20 protein-coding genes are annotated in these 19,286 nt (G+C 61.0%); 7 read left to right on the forward strand and 13 right to left on the reverse strand.

The genetic code is table 11. The features are described 5' to 3' along the window. The 4 genes from CMI59_RS15520 to CMI59_RS15535 form a co-directional block, all read right to left on the reverse strand. The coding region (locus CMI59_RS15520) for a PepSY-associated TM helix domain-containing protein (protein WP_293329141.1) at positions 1 to 935 on the reverse strand (935 nt) is incomplete at its 3' end. Between the two features lie 12 nt (positions 936 to 947). Then, positions 948 to 1,418 carry a DUF2271 domain-containing protein gene (locus CMI59_RS15525; protein ID WP_167093662.1) on the reverse strand — a complete coding sequence of 157 codons (471 nt, stop codon included), beginning with the start codon at positions 1,416 to 1,418 and terminating at the stop codon, positions 948 to 950. A 38-nt stretch (positions 1,419 to 1,456) separates the two neighbouring features. Then, positions 1,457 to 1,840 carry a PepSY domain-containing protein gene (locus CMI59_RS15530; RefSeq protein WP_167093660.1) on the reverse strand — a complete coding sequence of 128 codons (384 nt, stop codon included), beginning with the start codon at positions 1,838 to 1,840 and terminating at the stop codon, positions 1,457 to 1,459. Positions 1,841 to 2,013: 173 nt separating this feature from the next. Further along, complete coding sequence (locus tag CMI59_RS15535; protein ID WP_167093658.1) at positions 2,014 to 2,310, reverse strand: PepSY domain-containing protein; 297 nt, start codon at positions 2,308 to 2,310, stop codon at positions 2,014 to 2,016. Positions 2,311 to 2,453: 143 nt separating this feature from the next. Here CMI59_RS15535 and CMI59_RS15540 point away from each other — a divergent pair, with 143 nt between their 5' ends. From CMI59_RS15540 to CMI59_RS15550, 3 genes are all read left to right on the forward strand, one after another. Further along, positions 2,454 to 3,113 carry a response regulator transcription factor gene (locus CMI59_RS15540; protein ID WP_167093656.1) on the forward strand — a complete coding sequence of 220 codons (660 nt, stop codon included), beginning with the start codon at positions 2,454 to 2,456 and terminating at the stop codon, positions 3,111 to 3,113. Then, the gene (locus CMI59_RS15545; RefSeq protein WP_293329142.1) at positions 3,110 to 4,471 is read left to right on the forward strand and encodes an ATP-binding protein; all 1,362 of its coding nucleotides are present in this window, start codon (positions 3,110 to 3,112) and stop codon (positions 4,469 to 4,471) included. The genes CMI59_RS15540 and CMI59_RS15545 overlap by 4 nt, the downstream gene beginning before the upstream one ends. 301 nt (positions 4,472 to 4,772) lie before the next feature. Continuing rightward, a complete protein-coding gene (locus tag CMI59_RS15550) occupies positions 4,773 to 5,099 on the forward strand; it encodes a transposase (RefSeq protein ID WP_293329155.1) in 327 nt (108 codons plus the stop codon). Here CMI59_RS15550 and CMI59_RS15555 read toward each other — a convergent pair. Genes CMI59_RS15555 through CMI59_RS15570 form a run of 4 tightly spaced genes read right to left on the reverse strand, consistent with a single transcriptional unit; the run spans position 5,096 to position 9,096 of the window. Continuing rightward, positions 5,096 to 5,839 carry a peptidase gene (locus tag CMI59_RS15555; protein ID WP_167093652.1) on the reverse strand — a complete coding sequence of 248 codons (744 nt, stop codon included), beginning with the start codon at positions 5,837 to 5,839 and terminating at the stop codon, positions 5,096 to 5,098. The two genes, CMI59_RS15550 and CMI59_RS15555, sit on opposite strands and share 4 nt — an antisense overlap. A 21-nt stretch (positions 5,840 to 5,860) precedes the next feature. Further along, a complete protein-coding gene (locus CMI59_RS15560) occupies positions 5,861 to 6,679 on the reverse strand; it encodes a transglutaminase family protein (protein WP_293329143.1) in 819 nt (272 codons plus the stop codon). A gap of 35 nt (positions 6,680 to 6,714) precedes the next feature. Next, entirely contained in the window at positions 6,715 to 7,656 is a 942-nt protein-coding gene (locus CMI59_RS15565) for an alpha-E domain-containing protein (protein WP_293329144.1), read from the reverse strand. Between the two features lie 21 nt (positions 7,657 to 7,677). After that, positions 7,678 to 9,096 carry a circularly permuted type 2 ATP-grasp protein gene (locus CMI59_RS15570; RefSeq protein ID WP_293329145.1) on the reverse strand — a complete coding sequence of 473 codons (1,419 nt, stop codon included), beginning with the start codon at positions 9,094 to 9,096 and terminating at the stop codon, positions 7,678 to 7,680. A gap of 332 nt (positions 9,097 to 9,428) precedes the next feature. Between CMI59_RS15570 and CMI59_RS15575 the strand changes: the two genes are divergently transcribed. Further along, entirely contained in the window at positions 9,429 to 10,415 is a 987-nt protein-coding gene (locus tag CMI59_RS15575; protein ID WP_293329146.1) for an NAD-dependent epimerase/dehydratase family protein, read from the forward strand. Positions 10,416 to 10,465: 50 nt separating this feature from the next. Here the strand turns inward: CMI59_RS15575 and CMI59_RS15580 are convergent, their stop codons facing one another. Continuing rightward, positions 10,466 to 11,671, reverse strand: a complete 1,206-nt coding sequence (locus CMI59_RS15580) for a hypothetical protein (RefSeq protein ID WP_293329147.1) — start codon at positions 11,669 to 11,671, stop codon at positions 10,466 to 10,468. A gap of 48 nt (positions 11,672 to 11,719) precedes the next feature. Next, positions 11,720 to 12,964, reverse strand: a complete 1,245-nt coding sequence (locus tag CMI59_RS15585) for a lytic murein transglycosylase (RefSeq protein ID WP_293329148.1) — start codon at positions 12,962 to 12,964, stop codon at positions 11,720 to 11,722. A 257-nt stretch (positions 12,965 to 13,221) separates the two neighbouring features. Here CMI59_RS15585 and CMI59_RS15590 point away from each other — a divergent pair, with 257 nt between their 5' ends. Continuing rightward, complete coding sequence (locus CMI59_RS15590) at positions 13,222 to 14,823, forward strand: ATP-binding protein (protein ID WP_293329149.1); 1,602 nt, start codon at positions 13,222 to 13,224, stop codon at positions 14,821 to 14,823. A 7-nt stretch (positions 14,824 to 14,830) separates the two neighbouring features. Here CMI59_RS15590 and CMI59_RS15595 read toward each other — a convergent pair whose 3' ends face one another. After that, a complete protein-coding gene (locus tag CMI59_RS15595; RefSeq protein ID WP_293329150.1) occupies positions 14,831 to 15,547 on the reverse strand; it encodes an SDR family NAD(P)-dependent oxidoreductase in 717 nt (238 codons plus the stop codon). Between the two features lie 259 nt (positions 15,548 to 15,806). Between CMI59_RS15595 and wbaP the strand changes: the two genes are divergently transcribed. Both wbaP and CMI59_RS15605 read left to right on the forward strand, forming a co-directional pair. Then, positions 15,807 to 17,381 carry an undecaprenyl-phosphate galactose phosphotransferase WbaP gene (wbaP, locus tag CMI59_RS15600; RefSeq protein WP_293329151.1) on the forward strand — a complete coding sequence of 525 codons (1,575 nt, stop codon included), beginning with the start codon at positions 15,807 to 15,809 and terminating at the stop codon, positions 17,379 to 17,381. A 180-nt stretch (positions 17,382 to 17,561) separates the two neighbouring features. Continuing rightward, positions 17,562 to 17,855, forward strand: a complete 294-nt coding sequence (locus CMI59_RS15605) for a hypothetical protein (RefSeq protein ID WP_293329152.1) — start codon at positions 17,562 to 17,564, stop codon at positions 17,853 to 17,855. Between the two features lie 546 nt (positions 17,856 to 18,401). Here the strand turns inward: CMI59_RS15605 and CMI59_RS15610 are convergent. Next, positions 18,402 to 18,782 carry a VanZ family protein gene (locus CMI59_RS15610; protein WP_293329153.1) on the reverse strand — a complete coding sequence of 127 codons (381 nt, stop codon included), beginning with the start codon at positions 18,780 to 18,782 and terminating at the stop codon, positions 18,402 to 18,404. 110 nt (positions 18,783 to 18,892) lie between these two features. Then, positions 18,893 to 19,286, reverse strand: a 394-nt coding sequence (locus CMI59_RS15615) for an FAD-dependent oxidoreductase (protein ID WP_293329154.1), incomplete at its 5' end; no start/stop codon positions are given.

Genomic DNA, 19,286 nt, shown 5'->3' on the forward strand with positions numbered 1-19,286 from the left:
CAGACCAGAACGCCGGTTGCGCCCATCGCGGGCACGCCGAGCGCCATGAGCCCGAGCACAAGGCCGAGCGTCGCCGCGCCCTGACCGGTGTGCAACATGTAGATGGTTTCCGAGATGCGCTCCCAGCCGCTCAGGTCGGCCCAGCCAAGGAGTGCACCGGTGCCCTGATCGAGGTCCCCGGTTCCCCGATCCGTCTTCAGCGTAAGTACGTCCGTCGCATCGCCAGGATAGGGAAAGCTCAGCGCGCGCAGCTCGGCGACGGGCGTCTGCCTCAGGGCTGGCATCTGATCCAGAGCGAACCCCATCTCGCCGCTCACCTCGGCCGACATGGCGGGCACCGCGCCGCCGTCGGGGAGCAGATCGAAGGTTGAGGCCGTCATCCACAGGGCGGTCGTAGAGGACAGGACGAGGCCGATCACGGCGATGCGGGCGATCTCGACATGCAGCCGGCCGGCTAGCGGCCCGCGCAAGGGGGCGAACCAGTTCCGCCCGCCGCCCGCCCGCCGCGCGACCAGCGCCGCGCCCGAAAGCGAGAGGACCAGCATCGCCGCCGCCCCCGTGGCCATGGCGATGCGCCCGCCATCCCCGAGGAACAGCGAACGGTGCAGGTTCGTCAGCCAGCGTTCGACCTGGTTGGGGTCGGCCGAGGCCACGCCCTTGCCCGTTGCCGGGTCAATGACAGCCGCACCCGGTTCGCCCTGATCGAACCAGTAGGCGGTGATCCGGCCTGAGGGCGACCGGCGGATCTGCTCGACGCCAGGATAGGCCGTCTGGATGCGGTCTGCGAGGATGGCGACCGTCAGGCCGGCCTCCGCCTGCGGCGTGGCGATGCGCTCGGCCGCAGGGAAGACCGACAGCGCCGCGCCGCTCAGGGCGAGGATGGTGACGAGCGCGAGGGCCAGAAGGCCCGGCCAGCGATGGAGTGCACGGATCATAGCCTCCGCTCCTCACATGTCGTAGTTGAAGCTGGCGATGTAGCGGCGTCCGTTCACAGGCGTGCCCGCGCCAGCGGTCGTGAGCGGGACGGCCACCTCGTTGGGGCTGTCCCGCATGTCCTCGACGGCCGCGTCGATATGGAGCGTGTAGCCCGCATCGAACAGCGCATCGGCAAGGTCGAGCGTGATCTCCAGTTTACGCCCCGCGCCGACGCTGGCGCCGGTGATGCCGTTCACCTGCGCGGTGTCACCGCCGGTGGCGCGGTACCAGTCGCTCAGATGCTTGTAGTATTTGGACTTGTCGCCGGCCATCCAGAGACTGCCGACATAGGCGTCCGAGGCATCGGTGACGTAGAATGCCAGATAGGCCCCGTCACCACCGTAATTGTTGAGGGTCGTGGTAAGCGTCACGGGCCGCGCCATGGCGACGCCGGGAAGCGTCAGCGCGGTGGTGAGCGCGAGCGTTGCAAGAAACGATTTCATCGGATGGATCCTTGTTCGGAGAGGTGCTGCGGAGCGGCTCAGTTCATCTGGACCCGCGGAGGAGCTCCGTTTCCGAAGAGACCGTTCTTCGGCGGTGCCACCGAACCTGACGGTGCGGGATTGCTTGCGCCGCCACGTTCGTCGTCGTCCTCGTGGTCGATCACCACGATCTGCAGCGTTGCCGGATCGAGCTTGACCTCGATCTTGCGGCCATCGCCGTCGCGGCCCTCGATCTCATAGCAACCATCGTCAACCTCGAAATCGTGCACGGTCCAGCCAGTGTCCCGCGCCACCTGCAGCGCGGCCTCGCGCGGCTGCCATTGGCTGCGGGGCACGGCGCAATCGTTGTCGTCTGCGAGCGCCGCGCCCGCGGGCAGAAGCGCTGCAAAGGCAAAGGCAAATACGGTCAGTGTCTTGTTCATGGCAGGGTTTCCTTTCGTCTGCTGAGACCAATCTGCAGAGCCAAGCTGAGGGCTTCCTGACGGCGGAGCGATTCCCGCTTCAGCTTTCCGTCAGGAAGAAAAAGGCCCCGCCGGTGAGAGCGAGGCTCGTTTGCAGCGCGCCCTGCGCGCTCGTGTCAGTCACTATCGCCTCCTTACGATCCCGAAGCGGGGCGATCGTCGTCGTCCTCGTACTCCAACTCGATCACCTGAAGCGTGGCCGGGTGGACGGTTGCTTCGATCCGGCGCCCCTCCGCGTCGCGGCCATCGACTTCATAGCAGCCATCGTCGATCTTGATACGGCGCACCGTCCAGCCGTTCTCCTCGGCCAGCCGGACGACGGCATCGCGCGGCTGCCAGTCAGCCATCGGCACCAGGCACTCGTCATCGGCCAGCACGACGCCGGCCGGAAAAACCGCGAGAAAGCAGAGAATTGTCAATGTCTTCTTCATGAGCCAAACTTCCCGCTGGGGTCATCCTGATGCAAGTCATGCGCGGCGAAGCTGACGGCAGCCTGACGAGGCGGGCCGGCCCTCTTCAGGTTCGCGTCAGCCTGACGGGTCATGGAGGGTCACCGGGAAAGACGAGGACGACCATGCGTATCCTGCTGATCGAGGACGACACGGTTCTGGGCGCCGCTGTACGCGACCAGCTTGCCGCCGATGGGCACTCGGTGGACTGGGTCACGCGCCTCGACGCAGCGGACGATGCGGTAAAAGCCACATCCTATGACCTGATCCTGCTCGATCTTATGCTGCCGGACGGGCGCGGCATCGGGCTCCTGAAGAGCCTGCGTACAAGGGGCGACGTGACGCCCGTTATCATCCTGACAGCGCTCGACCAGGTGTCAGACAGGATCGAGGGGCTGAATGCGGGCGCCGACGACTACCTCGTGAAGCCTTTCGACCTTTCCGAACTCTCGGCCCGGATCGGCTCGGTCGCCCGGCGCTATTCGGGCAACCCGAACCCCATCATCACCCATGGCCCGCTCGAGATCGACCTGGCGGCGCGGAGCGTTCGCCGCGACGGCAAGCCCGTTCAGCTTACGGCGCGGGAATGGGCGCTGCTCGAAGCCTTCCTCGCGCGCCCGGGGCAGCTTCTGTCCAAGGCGCAACTGGAAGAGAAGCTCTACGCCTTCGACGCCGAGGTCGAAAGCAACACCATCGAGGTCCATGTCAGCCGCCTGCGCAAGAAACTCGGGAACGCCGTCATCGAGACCGAGCGCGGCATGGGCTACAGGCTGGCCAGACCATGAGACGGCCGTACAGTCTTCAGGCAAGACTTGTCCTGTCGGCCGGCCTCGTGCTGACGGTCCTGTGGCTGCTGACCGCAACGGTCACGAGCGTGATCATCCGCGCGGATATGAACGAGGTCTTCGACAGCGCATTGCGCGAGACCGCCGAGCGCATCCTGCCCGTCGCCGTGACCGAGATTGTCGGGCGTGAACAGTCGGGGACAACGCAACGGCTCGCGCCGATACGGGCGCATGACGAGTTACTCACCTATATCGTGCGCGATGCCGAAGGCCGCATCCTGCAACAATCGCATTCAGCAGACCCGGCCATCTTCCCACCGTATGAGGGCCCGGGATTCAGTCAGACCGCCACTCACCGGCTCTACAGCGACGCGGCGCTTCAGGGGACGATCAGAATAACCGTCGCAGAAGCGCTTGCACATCGCATGGCGGTCGCGCGGGAGATCCAGCTCGGCCTCGGGCTGCCGCTATTGATCCTGTTGCCCGTTGCGCTGGCGGCGATCATACTGGCCATTCGCTTCAGCCTCGATCCATTGCGCCGGTTCCGCGCAAGACTGGAGTCGCGCGGCACCCATGACCTTTCCGAGATTCCTGCGGACGATTTACCGGCAGAAATCGGACCACTGACCGCGACCCTGAACAGCCTGTTGACCCGCCTACGCGAGGCCTTTGAGGCCGAGCGCAGCTTCGCGGCCAATGCCGCGCATGAGCTGCGCACGCCGCTGGCAGGCGCCATCGCCCAGGCACAGCGGCTTCGGGCGGAAACACGCGACTCGGGTGTCGAAGCTCAGGCTTTGGAAATTGAAGTCACGCTCAAGCGGCTGACACAACTCTCCGAGCGCCTCATACAGCTTGCCCGTGCAGAAGGCGGACGCCTTCGCCTGGACAGAAGCGCAGACCTGAGAGATGTCGCGCGCGTCATGGTGAAGGACCTCGACCGCGCGGGCACACCGGGGCGCATCGCGTTGACGCTTCCGGAGGCGCCGGTCATGTCGGACCTCGACCCTGATGCCTTCGGAATCCTGTGTCGAAATCTCATGGAGAATGCTCTGCGTCATGGAGCGGAGAACGCTCCGGTCGATGTGACCCTTACTTCGGATGGGCAGTTGATCGTCGCGAATGACGGTCCCGTCCTGCCGCGTGACACTCTGGAGCGCCTGACCGCTCGCTTCGAGCGGGCGGGCGCAAGCGCTGATGGTAGCGGGCTGGGCCTTGCCATCGTCGCGGCCATAGCGGATCGGATCGGAAGCGCGCTCGTCCTGGAGTCGCCGCGCCCGGGTGCGTCATCAGGATTTCAGGCGACCATCAGATTACCAACAGACGCTTCTCGCCCCGAAGAAACCAAAATGATAGAGTAAAATTACTTGGATACAGGCAATAAATCTTTCAGAAAATAAGTAAAATAACTCTAGAACTTAAAGATAGCACTCAGACCTGGACGGGCTTTGGATCATTATATTTTTGTCTACTTCAATATTGATTCAGCAAAAATGCTCTGAAAACGGTCGACAAAATGACTTCATTGCAGCCGGACAAACGACTGCCAGTAGCCAAAAGCGATGCTCCCTCTGCCTGGAGGGTAAAAGTCGGCAGCATAACAAAACCCAGCTTTCATCCAGTCAAACTGACGAAGCCTCGAGCTTCAATCACCAGAAGCATGTGTGGACGGCGCGAGAGCTGTTGTCTGGGCAGCAAAAAGGCCAGTTGATTCTCGCCGACAAGGCCTACGACGCCGACTGGATCAGGCGGCAAATCGAGGATCAGGGCGCCACGTCCAATATCCTCGCCAAAGCAAACCGAAAATGGAAGCCCTGCTTTTCGCCCAGGCTCTACCGGGAACGAAACCTCGTCGAGAGGTTCTTCAACAAGCTCAAGTTCTTCCGCCGCATCGCCACCAGATACGACAAGCTCGGATCGACCTTCATGGCCATGATCAAGCTCGCTTCAATACGCATCTGGCTACGCGCTTATGAGTCTAAGGCCTAAAATTCCCAGCCCGGCTCGGGAATGGCCCGATATGCCTTTGTCAGCGCATCCGACCAGGACTGACGCAACCCGCGGAAATACTCATCATCTTCGGAAATCCGCCGTGTCATCGCCACTTTCAGCGCATCCCGCCGATAGACCATCAGATCGATCGGCATACCGACGGACAGGTTGGAGCGCATGGTCGAATCCATGGAAATCAACGCAAGTTTCAACCCGTCATCGAGCGGCGTATCGTAATGTAGCGCGCGGTCGATGATCGGCTTGCCGTACTTGTGCTCGCCGATCTGCAGGAAGGGCGTGTCTTCCGTCGCCTCGATATAATTGCCGGCAGAATAGACCTGAAAAAGCCGCATCTCGCCCTGGCCGACCTGGCCCGCCAACAATATCGACACGCTGAAATCGCCGGCCTGCGCTTCGAGCGACGGACCGTCGGTCCGGTACACTTCCCGCACCGCCTGCCCCATCAGCTGCGCCGCACGCACCATGGACGGTACGGTGTGAAGCGTCATCGGCTCCTCGCCCGGGCGAGGGGCGATACCCTGCTCAAGCGCGATATTCACCGCCGCCTGGCTGACCGCCAGATTGCCTGCCGTCATGATGCTGATCACGCGCTCGCCCGGATGTTCGATCACGGTGAGCTTGCGGAAGGTGGAAATATTGTCGACGCCGGCATTGGTGCGCGTGTCGGCCAGCATCACCAGCCCTTCCTTAAGGCGCAGCGCCACGCAATAGGTCATTTTCTGTCTCCGGATGTCCGCCTATTGCTGGATGACCTTGTCATCCACGACAAGGCGCACTTCCAGCGTTTCGTTCCCGCCGCCGCGCCGAACGCCCCGCACCGGGGCCGCCTCGAAATAGTCGAGGCCGGAGGCCACGCGGATATGGGCATCGGTCGGGCAGAGCCGGTTGGCAACATCGAATCCAACCCAGCCAAGCCCATCAATATAGGCTTCAGCCCATGCATGGCTAGCCTCGTATGCCTCCCCCTCGCCACCCCAGAGATAGCCGCTGACATAGCGCGCAGGCACCCCCAGAACCCGCGCGGCCGAAATAAACACATGCGCATGGTCCTGGCAGACGCCATTGCCCGCCGCCAAGGCCTCGCCCGCCTTGGTCGTTACATCCGTCAAGCCGGTCTGGTAGTCGATGGCATCCCGCACGGCGCCCATCAGCTGGTGGCCCAGGTCGAGCGGGGAGCCATCCGAGCCTTTCTTCGCGGCCTGCGCCAAAGCCTCAATCGCCTCGTCCGGCTCGGTCAGTTCCGTTTCACGGAGATAGAAAAGCGGCGGAAAATATTCCGGAACCCCGGAGAGCACGCCATTGGCGTCCTTCGTCTCGACCTCTCCCGTCAACGTGAGCGTCAGTTCGGTATGGGCCCGGTCCAAGGTCAGCATGTTCAGCACATTGCCATAGGCATCGCGCCCATAGGTCATGGTCGCCCCCCATGGTGTGCCGATCCGCCAGTCGAGGATCTTCTGATTGCCGTTGTCCAGCGGCGTCAAACGCAATGCCTGCAAGGCATAGGACGCCTCGAACTCGTAGCGATAGGTCGTTTCATGTTGCAGATGGATACGCATGGCCGGCGTCGAATCCTGAACTCGTCCTGAAGGGCCTAGAAAAGATAGGCCCGGCTGATCTCATAGGCGAGACGGTTGTTGTTCTCGATATGCTCGGACAGAAACTCGTGCAGGCCCTGCCGGAATATGTCGTCCACCTGGCCGAAGCGAAGCCGGGAATGGATCTGCCCGGCCATACGATGACACTCGTGACGCTGGCCGTATTCGTCAGCCAGATGGTCGAGGCTCTCCTTGATGCCAAGTGAACAGCTTGCCAGGGATCTTGGCATTTCCTCGCGCAGCGTCAGGAATTCGACGATAAGCCAGGGCTTCAGCCCCTGCCGATAAACCGAATTATAGCTGCGATAGCCCGACACGGCCCGGAGGATGGAGGCCCATTGATAATAATCGATACCGCCGCCCACCTCCGCCTGTTCCGGCAGAAGGATATGATACTTCACGTCGACGATACGCGCGGTATTGTCCGCCCGCTCGATAAACGTCCCCAACCGGGAAAAGAAGTAGCTGTCGCGGCGCAGCATGGTCGCAACCGTTGCACCGTGAAAGAGCAGCGATCGATCCTTCACCCAGTCGAGGAAACGGTTCAACCCGCTGCCGCGCACACGGTTCTCGTTCCAGCCTGGCAGTTCGAGCCACGTCGTGTTCAAGGTCTCCCATTGTTCCGTAGTCAGAGCGGTGCGCACCGCGCGCCCGTTGCGTCGCGCCGTCTCGATGCAATTGCGGACGGAAGACGGGTTTTCCGGATCGAAAGCGAGGAAGGAAATCACATTCTCCGGCGTCGCCTCGTCATACCGTTCGTAGAACATGTCCTCCAGGCCCGCGACGACGATGGTCGAATGCCATTCATTGCCATCCGATTCCGCAATCGCCGGCATCAAGGACAACCGGTCGGTGACGCGCAGGATACGGGCGAGGTTTTCCGCGCGCTCCATATAGCGCGAGATCCAGTAGAGATTGTCGGCGGTACGGCTCAGCATATCGGCGTTCCGGCGCTCCCTTCAACTCTTCAAAACCCAGGTATCCTTTGTGCCGCCGCCCTGACTTGAATTGACGACCAGCGACCCTTCCCGCATGGCAACGCGGGTCAGCCCGCCCGGCACGACCCGGGTTTCCCGGCCCGACAGAATGAAGGGCCGCAGATCGACATGGCGCGGCGCCACACCCTCATTGACGAAGGTGGGACAGGTCGAGAGCGCAAGCGTAGGCTGCGCGATATATTTCTCCGGCGCCTTTTCCAGCGCATGGGCGAATTTCGCAATCTCTTCCTTCGTCGCCTTCGGGCCCACCAGCATGCCGTATCCGCCCGACCCGTGAACCTCTTTCACGACGAGTTCGGCCAGATGCTCCTTCACATAGGCAAGGTCGTCCTTCTCGCCACAGCGCCATGTCGGCACGTTTTTGAGGATCGGCTTTTCGCCCAGATAGAACTCCACCATTTTGGGCACATAGGTGTAGATCGCCTTGTCGTCGGCGATCCCGGCTCCCACAGCATTGGCAAGGTTCACATTGCCGGCGCGATAGGCCTGCATGATACCGGGCACACCAAGCGCGGAATCCGCGCGGAAGGCAAGCGGGTCGAGGAAATCGTCATCTACGCGCCGATAGATCACGTCCACCCGCTTCGGGCCCTGCGTGGTGCGCATATAGACGATGTCGTCCTTCACATAGAGGTCGGGACCTTCCACAAGCTCCACGCCCATCTGATCGGCCAGAAAGGAATGTTCGTAATAGGCCGAATTGTAGATGCCCGGCGTCATGACGACGACGGTCGGGTCGCTCTCGCAATTGCGCGGCGCAACCGAGGCGAGCGTGTGGTGAAGATCGTCGCAATAATGGTCTACCGGTGCGACATGGTAGCGCTCGAAGAGATCGGGAAAGAGCCGCATACTGATTTCCCGGTTTTCCAGCATGTAGGAGACGCCGGACGGCGTGCGGCAATTGTCCTCGAGGACGTAGAACTCCTCCGGCCCGACGCGCACCATATCGATACCCGCAATATGGGTGTAGACATTGTGGGGCAGCTGGACGCCCTGCATCTGATGGCGATAAGTCTCGTTGAGCAGGACATGCTCGGACGGCACGATCCCGGCTTTCAGAATTTCCTGCGCCCCGTACACGTCGGCAATGAAGGCATTAAGCGCATTCACCCGCTGGACGAGACCGGCCGAAATCTGCTCCCACTCCGCCGCTTCCAGAATACGCGGAATGATGTCGTAAGGAATGATCCGTTCCGGGTCGCCTCCCTCGCCATAGACGGCGAAAGTAATGCCGATCCGCCGGAAGAATGTCTCCGCCTCTTCTCGGCGGAGGGTGAGGACATCGAGAGGGATCTGGTCCAGCCAGTCCTTCAGAACGCGGTAGGCCGGGCGCGGCTCGGCGCCCTCGGCTCCCATTTCGTCAAAGATGGCAGGCGCCATCACATCTCCCGTTTGCTTCCTCTGGCCAGTTCACCAAGCCTAGACCGATTTCTTAACCCAATGAAAGAGCAAGAGCGGTGCCATGCACATGACCATCGCAAAAGTCCTGTGACTTGGGCAAGGCTGATCGCTAACCGGGCAGTCGAGTGACGATGAAAAGTGCAGGCCGCACTTGAAAGCGGCATAATCGGCCAGAGCCGGACACCTCCTCGGTTGGCGAACCCGGGAAAACCCACTATGGCTGGCCTTCTCCCAAGGCGGTGGGGCGGCCTCTGAAATCACGACGCTCCCGGTCCGCCTGAGGGCCGAAATCGAAAGCTGGACCTCGAACGATGGAAGTACTTGTCTGCGGCGCTACCGGATTTATCGGATCACACCTGAGCCGACGCCTCATGGAAGAAGGGCACAATGTTAGGGCAGTCGACATCGAACCGAATGGATATGTCGAGCATTCCATCAGGAACCTGATCGTCGGCGACTTACGGGATCCTTCCTTCGTCGCCGAGGTGATCGACCAGCCTTTCGACGAGATTTATCAGCTTGCTGCGGATATGGGAGGCGCCGGATACCTGTTCACCGGCGACAACGACGCCGAGGTCATGCGCAACTCGGCCTCGATCAACCTGAATGTCCTGGAAGCCGCCCGCCAAAGCAAATCCCGGCGCATATTCTTCGCCTCCTCCGCTTGCGTCTATCCGCAACGAAACCAGATCGATCCGTTGAACCCGAATTGTGCTGAAGACAGCGTCTACCCTGCTGATCCCGACAGTGAATATGGTTGGGAGAAACTCTTTGCCGAGCGCCTCTATATCGCTTACGCGCGCAATTTCGATATGGCCGTCCGTATAGCGCGTTATCACAACATTTTCGGGCCTAATTGTGCCTGGAACAACGGCAAGGAGAAAGCACCGGCCGCGCTCGCCCGCAAAGTCGCCGAAACGCCCGATGGTGGCCAGATCGAGATCTGGGGAGACGGCAAGCAGACGCGGTCGTTCCTTTACATCGACGAGTGCCTAGAGGGAACGTTGCGCCTGATGCGCTCGGACTGGAGCGGCCCGGCCAATATCGGGTCCGAGGAAATGATTTCGATCAGCGCGCTGGCGGACATGTACATCTCGATTTCGGGAAAAAAGATAGGAAAGCGTTTCATTCCCGGCCCCGAAGGCGCGCGCGGTCGCAATTCCGACAATCGCCTGATCCGCGATAAACTCGGATGGGCTCCGTCGCGACCGCTTCGGGAAGGGCTTGAATCGATCTATGCCTGGATTTCCGCTCAAGTGGCATCGCAAGACATGCCCGCAAACGAACGCCAAGCGTAAAACTCAGCGAACCGAATATATCGAGCGCCAGGCTCCAGGCTCTGCGTCGACTAGCACGAACCGGCGCGAATTTTTTCGATACGTTCCGCCATGACATGCCGCATGGCTTGCCCTGCCTTTACCGCGCCATCGCGGTAGCGCTGATAATTCTGCGCAACAGCGAGAATGGCATCAGCATATTCACCTATGTTGCTTGCCGCTGGAGATCCGGCGATTTCCTGCCAATCCGCCATCGCAAAGCCTTTGGTAACGACTACCGGCGTCCCGCACATCGCGGCTTCGATGATCATCCCCGAACCTCGGCTCCGGTATGAGTGGATGTCGTAGGGCAGAACGAGAACGTGGGAACGCCCGATCGCATCTGCAAATGCTGCCGAACTCAGCTCTGGATCCAGGAAATCGAGTTCCAGCATGTCAGACAATTCGAGCTGCTCTAGTGACGCCATGAAACGCATCGCCTCGTCCGATCCACGGGAATCGGAATCCAGTCCAGCCGGTTTCTGCAGAAGAATTCGAATGCGCCTCACACCTGTCCGCTGTTGGCCTTCCGCCAGCGATCTGACGATGTCGGGAATCAGGTCGGTGCCCTGCTCTTTACGTTTCCCTCCAAGCATGCCCACAACAAAACAGTCTTGCGGATCGGTCTTTGCGGTGAGTGCCCCGTCACGGATATTCATCGGAGTGAGCCATTGGCGCACCGGCGGAAATCCATACGAAGTTTCCAGCTTGATCCCCATCTCTACTGTTTCGGAGTAAAGGTGAAGATTGGGGAGTTCACGGGCTGCTTTCGCAAGGAGAGAAAGTCCCGCCTCGTATTCCTGAATGAGATCCTCACGCGCGCTCTCGCCGATGACACGGAAATGCATGGCCGGACCATCACGCCCGAGCTTTTGTGCGAACATGGCTAGGCTACCGGCCTGATGCGGCCAAGCGGTATGAAAGATAATGGTATCGTTGGCCCCCAATTGGGCGCTTTGGGCAAAGTGCAACATCGCTTTTGCATTGCGCGATCTCGCAACCGATCGATAGTGCGCGGTATGTTCGACCCACTTGAAAATCCGTCGGCTCAAGGTTCTCACATCCGGCCAGTTCCAGACCGTCACATCGTCGTCGAACTTGATCGCTGACGATGCTTTACGATGGATAGCCACATAACATGACTTGTCCGGAAAGGAATTCAGCAAGGATTTTGTGGTAGGGTAATGATGCCCGTAAACGAAACGGCAAACAGGGTCGAGAATCAGCACTTTGTTCATTGTAGACTCCCGACGAAATACCCTCTGAACAGAGATACTCTCTATCGGTCAGCGGGAATTCAGTTTCCGCAGCAAGCGCTCGTTGGGATGTCCGTCCGCCGGTAACCCGTGTGCCTTCTGGTATCGCCGGATCGCCTGGCGCGTATTGTAGCCGATTATACCGTCCACGCCCTTTGTGTCGTATCCGGCATTGGTCAGCGCACGCTGCAAGGCCTCGCGCTCACTGCGCTTCAGCGGACGCTCGTCCCTCGGCCAGTCATTGGCGATCTCGCCCCGCCCGACGAACCTTTGCGACAACAGCCCCACCGCCAGCGCATAGGAGGTCGAGTTGTTGTAAGAGAGAATTGCCTTGAAGTTCGGCAGAACCAGAAAGGCAGGCCCCCTGTGACCGGCGGGCAGGAGAATGGCTGCGGATTGAGCGTCGTCGCCCGCAGGCAGCGCTCCACCATCGGCCAGACGCACGCCCAGCGCGCGCCATTGCGCGACGCTGCGCCGGTTCGACCTGTCGGCCTCGGCATAATCGAACCCGGAGGGCAACGTCACCTCATAGCCCCAGCCCTGGCCTGTCTTCCAGCCCGAGCGCGAGAGAAGGTGAGCGGTAGAGGCCAGCGCATCGTTCGCGCTGTTCCAGATATCGCGCCGCCCATCGCCGTCAAAATCGACGGCGTGGATGAGATAGGTGGTGGGAATGAATTGCGTCTGGCCCATGGCACCCGCCCATGACCCCATCATGCGCTCCGGCGTGATGTCGCCTGCCTGAACGATCTTCAGCGCCGCAATAAGCTGGGACTTGGCGAATGCCTCGCGCCGCCCGTCATACCCCAGTGTCGCCAGAGAGCGCAGGACATGGAGCGATCCTGTAAACTGGCCATAGGCCGATTCCAGTCCCCAGATCGCCACGACGATCCGGCGATCCACCCCATAGGCCTTTTCAATGCGGGCAAGTGCCTTTTCATGGGAACGCAGCATCGCCTGTCCATTGGCGACGCGCTTGTCCGAAAGCGCGCTTTCAAGATAACCCCAGACGGGTTTTGAGAATTCCGGCTGGTTGCGGTCCGCTGCGATCACATCGGGGTCGGGGGTGAGCCCGCTCATGGCCCGGTCATAGACCGACGCTTTTACCCCCGCTGCCAGGGCCTCCTTGCGGAACGACTTCACCCAGGCCGTAAAGGCGGGATCGGCGGGCGTTCTCGGCGACACCAGAGGGATCGGCGCGGAAACGCCCGTTGCGGCCTGCGCGGCGGGTGGTCCATATGCCGAAAAACTCAGGAAAACCACCCCCAGGGAAACCACCCCAGGGATTCCCGTCCGGATCAGGTCTTTCATTCGGAAACTTGGTCCTCTCACGCCTCTTCGCCTTTCGGACAACCCGAAACGCCGCCACCCTGCACCTGAAGCGAACGCTATCATGGTGTCCCAAAAAGAAAACAGCCAAGGCAGCTCTCGCCCCCGTGTGAGCAAAGGTTACGTAAGATTCCCCTGCCATGCTCACCCTTTAAACCCTGCTTAAGCATCTGACGCGCATTTTGCCGGTGTTCAGGGAGTGTATCTTGTTCTCGGTCATAAACAGCATCGCCACAGAACACAGTCCGGACTTCGTCCTGCTGGCATCAATCATATGCCTGCTGTCCTGCCTGACGACCGCCAGCCTGATCGGACGCGTGCACGATGCGCATGGCTGGATCGTTCAGGCATGGATAGGCGGCGCGGCCTTCGTTGCCGGCGGCGGAACATGGGCGACGCATTTTGTCGCCATTCTCGGCTATACCCCGGACCTTTCCATCGGCTTTGACATCGAACGCACCCTGATTTCAGCGCTCGCCGCAATAGCGCTTTCATGGGTGGCGTTTCTGGTCGCCCTGCGCCACAGCACCTCTCGGGCCGGTATAGCAGCGGGAGGCGCGATCCTCGGCCTTGCCATATCGACCATGCACTATGTGGGCGTTAGCGGCCTGGACATCGCTGCCCATATCACATGGTCACGGGACTTCGTCGTCGCATCCGTCATCTCGTCCGTCACGTTTTCAGTGCCGGCCATGCTCCTCATGACCAGCGGCAACAGCCTTTCGCGGCGACTTTCCGGCACGGCAGCCCTGGCGATCGCCATCATGGCACTCCACTTCACCGGCATGACGGCGATGAGCATCGCACCGGACCCTCGTATCGTCCTCCCCCAAAACATGGTCCCCGGCGACTGGATCGCGGTCGGCATTGCCATCACGACGGCCACGATCGTCATCATCGCGATCACGATCTCGCTCGTCGACCGGCGCCTCGTGCTGCGCGAGAAGGAAGAGGCGGCACGTCTGCGCAAATATGTCTCCCAGCTGGAGGAATCCCAGGAACAGCTTCGCGGCATGTCCGAGAAACTCAAAGCCGCCTTGCTCGAAGCCTCCAGCGCCAACCGCGCGAAAACCGCCTTCCTTGCCCAGACAAGTCATGAACTCCGCACTCCCCTCAATGCAGTGATCGGGTTTGCGGAGTTGATGGAAAACCAGACTTTCGGCCCACTCGGACATCCCAACTACCGGGAATATGCAAGCGACATTCGCAAGAGCGGCCAGCATCTGCTGGGCATCATTTCAGACATACTGGATGTCGTGCGCACGACCTCGGGCGATCTCGAACTGACAACAGAAGAGTTCGACGCCAAGGTTATGATCGACGATGTCTTCCGCATGATGAACATCGAGGCGCTCAAGGGACACCTGACCCTGACATACAACACGCCCCCCGGGCCGGTAACAGCCTATGGAGACCGGAAACGCATCAAGCAGATCCTGATCAATCTGCTTGGCAACGCGATCAAATTCACCCCCGCACAAGGCCAGATCGAACTCGGCCTGAGCGAAGAGAACGGCATGACGGTCCTGCGCGTTAGCGATACCGGGATCGGCATGTCCGCGACGCAGATACCGGCAGCCCTGGAGCATTTCGGTCAGATCGACATGGAACACCGGCGCCAGTATGACGGGTTGGGGATCGGCCTTCCGCTCTCCAAGAACCTTGCCGAATTGCATGGCGGACGGCTGGAAATCGAAAGCACGCCCGGCATAGGCACGATCGTGAGCGTCTATCTTCCGACCGAAGCCGGTCGGGAAGAAAGCCGTGAGGCGGCAGAAATCCGCGAACCCGGCCGCGCTGCGGGCTGAGCGCCGCTCAGAACGGGATTTCGCTTCCGTCCCAGGCGAAAAACCCGCCGCTGTCACCCGGCTCAAGACGCCCGATCACATCCAGAATATTCGCCGCCGCCTCGTCCGGCGTCCGCACGTTCAATCCCTTTTTGGCGAAGGGATGCGACAGCGCCGTATCCACCGTCCCCGGATGGACGGCAACGCAAATCGCTTCTCGCGAACGACGCGCCAGTTCCACCGCGCCGGTCCGAACGAACTGGTTCAGCGCGGCCTTCGATGCCCGGTAGCCATACCAGCCCCCGAGACGATTGTCCGATATACTGCCGACGCGGGCCGACAATGCCGCAAAGATCGCCCTTCCCCGCCTCGGAAATAGGGGCAGGAAATGCTTCATGACCATTGCCGGTCCGATCGCATTGACCGCCATGCTGTGCGCCAGCGCCGCCGCGTCGAGATCGCGGAAGGACTTTTCGGGCTGCATCCCTTCGCCATGCAGAAAACCCGACGCGACGATGAGAAGGCGCAAAGGCTCGTTCCGCCCGGCAATCTCGGCGGCGGCCTGCGCGATGCTCTTTTCGCAAAGGATATCCAGCGCCGGATTGCCGGTTCGCGAGAATCCGGTAACGCGGCTGAACGCGCCGCGGGATCGAAGATTGTCCATCAGGGCATGACCGATCCCCCCGCTGGAACCGATGACGACGGCTTGTCCGCCGTCCCTGGATATTTCCTGTTCCACGGTCATTCGTCTCTCCGTTCGCGGCCTCGCATATCGCCTGCCACACAATACGGAAAGGGCTTCGGCATGGTTCACCGCCGCGTCCGGTTCTGAGACAGACCGCAACGTCCTGTCCCGTTTCGGGCGGCCCCCATCGGGAAAAGCCGGCGAATCCGGCCCGATATGACGCAGTTAACCCTGTTTCCGTCGCCAGCGGCACGAAACAGGCTGGAACGCGGCTTGCGCATGTCTTCGCAAAGAATTGAAGGCATGAAGCGAGCCCCCAATGACCGCCGCAACGAACAACGCAACGCCGATCTCTCCCGCCGCCGCATCCACGGCCAGCCCGCGCGTGGAGATTGCCGGGACTTCCCACGGCAAAAACAACAGCCCGCGCCGCGACCGGCTGAGCGCACGGCTCACGCCCATCGCCGATCGCTTGATGCTGATATTGAGCGATACGCTGTCACTTGTTTTCGCTCAGGGCATGGCCGGCTTTCTGGCGCTGTCCGTCAACCAGCACATTCTGAACACCAGCTACGAAGCCGTTCAGGCCGACGCCTTGGGCGAGCGGTTCATCCGGGTTGGCGCCCTTGTCCTGCTGCCGCTGATCTGGTGGAGCGCGAAAGGGCACTATTCCCGCCGCACCCCCTTCTGGAGCGAAATGAAGGATGTCGCCAAGGCCATGCTTCTCGTCGCTTTGCTCGACGGCTTCCTGCTCTTCGTTACCAAGGACTATTTCTCCCGTCTCTGGATTTTACAGGGCTGGGCGCTCGCGCTCGTCATGATCCCGCTGGGACGTATCGGCATGCGCGTCTTCCTGAAGCGCCATGGCAGCTGGATGGCCCCGGTCCTCGTCATCGGTACCGGGCGGAACGCCGCAGAAGCCGCTCAGGTTCTGGAATCGGAACCCTATCTCGGCTACGAAATCGCCGGCATGGCCGATGCCGCCGAGCTGATGGATCACGAGAATGCCATGCGTCCGTCGAGCTTCCTCTATCGCGCGGGCGGCGACCTCTCCGAGGCGCTGTTGCAGGCCTGCGAAACGCATCAGGCGCGCTTCGTCGTGCTGGCGCCCTCGCCGGAAGAAATGGCCCATCTCGACCCGCTCCTGCGCGCGCTCCATCGCGCCCGCATTCCGTTTGCCATCATTCCGCCGCTCAAGGGCATCGGCGCGATGTCACTGGATGTCGGCAATTTCTTCAGCCATGACCTCGTTATGCTGACGCTGGCGGACAATCTGTCCCGCCCGATGAGCCGCTTCGTGAAGCGCAGCTTCGATCTCGTCGTGGCCTGCGCGGCGCTGCTGGCTCTCGCTCCCTTTTTCGCAGTGCTGAGTGCCCTGATCCGCCGCGACGGCGGTCCGGCCTTCTACGGCCATACGCGTGTCGGCGAACTGGGTCGCGACTTCAACTGCCTGAAGTTCCGCACCATGCGCACCGATGGCGATGCGATCCTGAAGGCGCTGCTGGAGAAAAACCCCGAAGCCCGCGCGGAATGGGAACGCGACCGGAAGCTGCGTGACGATCCGCGGATCACCGGTATCGGTCACTTCCTGCGCAAGACGAGCCTCGACGAACTGCCCCAGCTCCTGAACGTACTGCGTGGCGAGATGAGCCTTGTCGGGCCCCGTCCCGTCACCCAGGCCGAAGTCCGTCGCTATGGCGAGGACGCGGAATATTATCTGGCGGCCAAACCCGGCATCACCGGCCTGTGGCAGGTCAGCGGCCGCAACAACACGACCTATGTGCGCCGTGTGCAGCTCGACGCCTGGTATGTGAAGAACTGGTCGCTCTGGGCCGACATTGCGATCCTATTCAAGACTGTGCCGGTCCTCATCACGCGCAAGGGCGCCTGCTGAGCCGCCGCTATCCGGAACACGACGCACGGGAACCGGCGGCCACTCTGCAGATGGCACCCCACCCGGTGCGGTTCACTCCCCACAAGAGAACCCGTATGTGCTAATCTATGCACAACGTCACGGTGTTGATCCGATGGCATCGGCGCTCGGGAGACTGACGAGGGAACAAGGGGCACTCCCATGACGACAGATGGCTGGCTCATTCTGGTGATGGGGATCGTCCTAGCCCTGGCCCCGATGATTCTCTCCACGATGGAACAAAAGATCCGGGAACGCGGCACGTCAGTACCAAACATCATCACGATCAAGGGCTACGGCCTCACGCCCTTTACGCTCTTCAGTGGGTTCATTGCCGTGGTTCTGCTCTACCTGTCGCGCCTGATGGGCCCCAGCCTCGGTTTTGTCTTCGTTGTTTTTGGCATTGTGGCCTGCGCGGTGGTGGTTCAGCAGGTCCGGAATACAAAGGCCTCATGACCTACCTGGAGAGCTCGAACCGCTTTCTCCAGACAAACCGGCTCACCGATCAATGCCCGAACCGCGCCAAGCACGTCCGGAGCACTTGCACGCAAGCTCTATGGCAAGGGTTTAACGCAAAGAACAAGCAGGGTAGGCACATCACGACCTGATAGGTGCTGTTCAAGACCGCTTCCTAAAGGACTGCCATTTTCTACCAACCCGGACCATCGTCCGCCGCCGCCAACGGCGCGAGGGCGCATGGTCCATGGTCAGTAGGGTGATCCCTACCGGGATAGTGCCCGGGCCCGGCGGCCCCGGAATGATTCCCAGAACTATAAGGCCAGCGCCGGCGCCGATGCGTCCGGCACGGCTGCGCGGAACGGGTAGCCTGAAACGGCCAATCTTAAGCCCCGCACGCATGGGTCTGCCCCGGATATCCGCCATTGTTTGCCTTCTCTGCAAATCAGATCTGACAGAAGATACGCCGAGGTTCGGACTTTCCGTCGTTCGCACTTTGTAGAGAATTGTAGTCACCGAACGGAAGGATGGCTCCGGTGAAGTCGACTACCTGCCTGCGCCGGTGGCCCCTGCACTGAAATATCCGATAAGACGCTGATAGCACCACAAGCCGACAAGTGCGCCGAGAGCAATACCCAGCGCATCTGCAGAAAAGTCCAAAAATGAAGCGGAGCGGGCAGGAATAGAACTCTGAATGACCTCTATTGCCGCGCCGACTAAAAGAAGGCCTGCGAACAAAACGCTGCGGCTGCCGGTTCGAGCGGCCGCAAAAGGAACAATAGCGGCCAGCGCCGCAAAGGCGCCGCCATGCATCACTTTGTCGAACCCGGGAAAAAAGGAAGGGGGCGCCATGGCAGGGTCAAGCGTACCAACCAGCACGGTGACAAGACCAACAAGCCACACCACACGCACCCAAAACCTGTTCATTCCAAAGTCCATATGGTTACCAGTCTCGATCCGATTGGAAGATAGTACGACAAAATCCAGCGCGAAAGTTAGGGTGTCAGAGTTAAAGAAACCACAAGAATGGCGCCATCTCAGGACTTTCCATCCAACATCGCCACCACATAGTCGGCCAGCGACAACGAGGCCGTGAGGCCGGGGCTTTCAATGCCGAAAAGGTTGACGAGCCCGGCCACGCCATGCTCGCCCGGCCCCGAAACCACGAAATCACGCGGCGGCTCGCCGGGCCTTTGAATCTTCGGACGAATGCCCGCATAGGCCGGCACAAGCGCGCCTTCCGGCAAGGCCGACCAATAGCGCCGGATGGCGTCATAGAAGAGATCGCCCCGCGCCGGATCGACGCTGTAATCGAGAGTCCCATCCACGCCCGGCTCGATCCATTCGACATCCGGCCCGAAGCGCGCCTGCCCGCCCATATCGAGCGTCAGATGCACGCCGAGACCGGCCTGTTCAGGGGCGGGATAGACG

It is taken from the genome of Parvibaculum sp. (genome assembly GCF_002684405.1).
Taxonomy (GTDB): domain Bacteria; phylum Pseudomonadota; class Alphaproteobacteria; order Parvibaculales; family Parvibaculaceae; genus Parvibaculum.